This window comes from Trebonia sp., from assembly GCF_049794275.1.
In the GTDB taxonomy this organism is placed as follows: Bacteria; Actinomycetota; Actinomycetes; order Streptosporangiales; family Streptosporangiaceae; genus Trebonia.
Genome location: NZ_JBARCR010000444.1, coordinates 1 through 2,913, shown reverse-complemented (window position 1 = coordinate 2,913; position 2,913 = coordinate 1). Strand labels below are relative to the sequence as shown.

4 protein-coding genes are annotated in these 2,913 nt (G+C 67.8%); 1 reads left to right on the top strand and 3 read right to left on the bottom strand.

What is annotated here, in order from left to right; genetic code table 11:
• Nucleotides 1-251 (bottom strand): hypothetical protein (locus WA805_RS12265; RefSeq protein WP_425242392.1); only part of this gene is annotated, 251 nt, incomplete at its 3' end.
• A gap of 291 nt (nucleotides 252-542) precedes the next feature.
• On the opposite strand from WA805_RS12265, the gene WA805_RS12260 reads away from it, so the two are divergent.
• On the top strand, nucleotides 543-1,670 hold the full coding sequence (locus WA805_RS12260; RefSeq protein ID WP_425242391.1) for a glucose 1-dehydrogenase: 1,128 nt from the start codon (nucleotides 543-545) through the stop codon (nucleotides 1,668-1,670).
• Nucleotides 1,671-1,683: 13 nt separating this feature from the next.
• Here WA805_RS12260 and WA805_RS12255 read toward each other — a convergent pair whose 3' ends face one another.
• Both WA805_RS12255 and WA805_RS12250 read right to left on the bottom strand, forming a co-directional pair.
• Entirely contained in the window at nucleotides 1,684-2,568 is an 885-nt protein-coding gene (locus WA805_RS12255) for a diacylglycerol/lipid kinase family protein (RefSeq protein WP_422338732.1), read from the bottom strand.
• 5 nt (nucleotides 2,569-2,573) lie between these two features.
• On the bottom strand, nucleotides 2,574-2,913 hold a 340-nt coding region (locus tag WA805_RS12250; protein ID WP_425242390.1), incomplete at its 5' end, for a DUF1206 domain-containing protein.

Below are 2,913 nucleotides of genomic sequence, written 5' to 3'. Positions count from 1 at the left end.
CGCTCGTTCCATAGCGCCAGCGCCAGGCACAGCCGCTGCTTGTCGTCGCTGATCCCGGCGAGGCCGTCCTCGCCCCACCGGTACGCGCGAGACCGCGCCTGATCGTGACTGAAGTACGACCAGGCGTCCCCGTTCTGGCTGTAGTCCTCCCGGACCGTGCCCCATTGGCGCTCGCTGAGATAAGGCCCCCAGGCGCGCCACGGCACGCCTTCCCGGGTCTCCCTGAGCCTGAGCTCCTCCGCGGTAAGCATCGCGGGTCCGCCGACGGCAGGCCCCCCACCACCATCGGACATACCACGATCCCCCTACCACTATCGGAGATAGCACGATTGTCACACGGCCCGGCAGGCGGTGTTGCAGCGGGTCATCGCTTGACCACGAGACCGTTCTGGATAATTCGGAACGGACCTGTGGTGACTGCGCCGGCTAACCGCACAACCTGAGCCCGTTGCGGCCACTAGCAGTCATCAGATACCGCAGCGTTAAGCTGTGCCCTCGGGGGTGCCGACAATGATTGTTTCCGGGCATCACCGGAGGAGAACATGAAGGCAGTCTCAGTGTTCCCGGGATCCCGCGAAGTCAAGGTCATCGAGCAGAAGGAGCCGGGGATCTCCCAGCCCGACCAGGTCCTGCTGCGGATCCTCGACGTCGGCATCTGCGGCACCGACTGGGAGATCTGCACGTTCGAGTACGGGACGCCCCCGCCGGGTGATGACTACCTGGTGATCGGCCATGAGTCGCTGGCCGAGGTGGTCGCGACCGGATCCGCGGTCGAGCGCTTCCAGCCAGGTGATCTCGTCATCCCGTCCGTGCGCCGCCCGTGTCCCCATCCCGGCTGCCTGGCCTGCCGGTCCGGGCATCAGGATTACTGCTACACCGGTGACTTCACCGAACGCGGCATCAAAGAGGCGCACGGCTATATGACCGAGTACGTCGTGGACCACGAGCGGTACCTGAATCTCGTGCCGCCTGGCCTGCGGGAGTTCGCGGTCCTGGCCGAGCCGCTGACCGTCGCGGAGAAGGCACTCGCGCAGGTCTCCTGGATGATGCGGCAGCGGCCGCCGTGGCTCGATCCCGCGACGCCGGCCGAGGAGCGCGGGCGGGGGCTTTCCGCGCTGGTGCTCGGCGTCGGGCCGGTCGGATTGCTGGGCGCGATGGTCATGGCCACGGCCGGCTTCACGACCTACGTTTACTCGCGCGAGCTGCCGCCAAGCCCGCGGATCGACCTGGTCACCGCCATCGGCGCGACTTATGTCTCCAGCCAGGCCACGACGCTCGCGGACCTGGCGAAACAGGTGGGCAACATCGACCTGGTCTACGAAGCCGCCGGGCATTCACACTTCGCTCTGGAGGCGTTGGGCTGGCTGGGGACCAACGGGATCTTCGTGCTCACCGGCGTCCCTGGTGTGCAGGCCTTCACCGAGTCGGACTCGGCCCGCCGGATGCGGGACATGGTGCTGAAAAACCAGATCCTGCTGGGCACGGTGAACGCCGGGCCTGACGACTTCGCATCCGCGCTGCGGGACCTGGAACTTTTCCGGCAGCGCTGGCCCGAGGCAGTCCAGACGCTCATCGCTGGCCGCTACCCCCCGGAGCAGGCACCCGAGCTGATCTTGGGCAGGCAGAAGGGCATCAAGACCGTGATCGCGTTCGACTCTTCTTCGGGGTAGCCGGGAAAGGATCTCAGTCTTGCCTGGGCGGGACGCAGACCGTGACCGAGCCAGGATGGACCTTGATGCGCAGTTTCTTACTGGCCGGGCGGGCACCGCCGTCGAGTTCGAAGCGGATCTTCTCGTCGAACCGGATCCTGAACTTCGTACCCTGCGTGATCTTGGCGAAGGGAGACTGCTCTGGATGCCCGAGGGCGAGCCGGCCGAACGTCCTGGCCCACTCGACCGGGTTCCGGGCGGTCACCACCCCTAGCTCGAGGCGCCCGTCGTCCGGTTGCGCCTGCGGGAAGGCCTCGACTCCGCCGAGTATCTTGCCGACATTCGCGGTCAGCACGCACGAGACCTTGCCTTCGAAGAAGCGTTTGCCGTCCACCTTGATAGTCGCCCGCACCCGGCGCGCACGGAGATTCCTTATCCCGGTGACGACGTAGGCGGCGCGGCCCAGCCGGTCCTTCGCGCCCCGGTCAGCGTCGGAGATCATCCGCGCGTCGAAGCCCGCGCCTGCCATGACCGTGAAGCGTTCCCCGTTCACCGAGCCGGTGTCTAGCCGGCGCCGGTCGCCGTGCAGCCCGACCCGCACCGCCTCGGCGAGATCGTGCGGCACGTTCAGGTTCGCCGCCAGCAGGTTCGCGGTGCCCGCGGGCAGGATCGCCACGGCGGTGTCCGTGTCCGCCACCGCGTCGATGCATCGCTGGACGGTGCCGTCGCCACCCCAGACGAACATCACGTCGGCCCCTTTGGCCGCCGCCCGCCGCGCGTACTTGGGAGCGCGGCGGCTCTTCTTCACCTCGTACCAGAGGGGATCGGTCACGCCTTCGAGGGCCAGGATCCGCCGCAGCTCGGGCAGGCCGCCGCCAAGGCTTTTCCGCGAGTGCGCCACCACGGCGACGTCAGCCACCGGGTTCAGACCTTCCGCCAGCGGGCCTCGCAAAGCCCGTAGACACCGAAGATGATGAGGCCGGCCGCGGCCAGCAGCACCAGGAACTCGCCGAACGGCTGATCGCGCAGTGTCAGCAGCGCCTTGTCGATGCCGCCGGACTCGGCTGCCTTATGGGTGACCGCCGCATCGATCACCAGCACGCCAGCCAGCGCGAAGACCAGCCCCCGCGCGATGGTTCCCGTCACGCCCAGCACCTCGACGACGCGACGCGTCCTGGGGCTCATCCGGGCGGTCTGCAGGTACTTCATGAACTTCTTGCGGGCACCCTCGACGACCAGGGCGACGGCGCAGGCGACGATGGCC

What these genes read in the sequence shown, in the direction of transcription:
- WA805_RS12260 (WP_425242391.1), top strand. Translation starts at nt 543, where the DNA reads ATGAAGGCAGTCTCAGTGTTCCCGGGATCCCGCGAAGTCAAGGTCATC.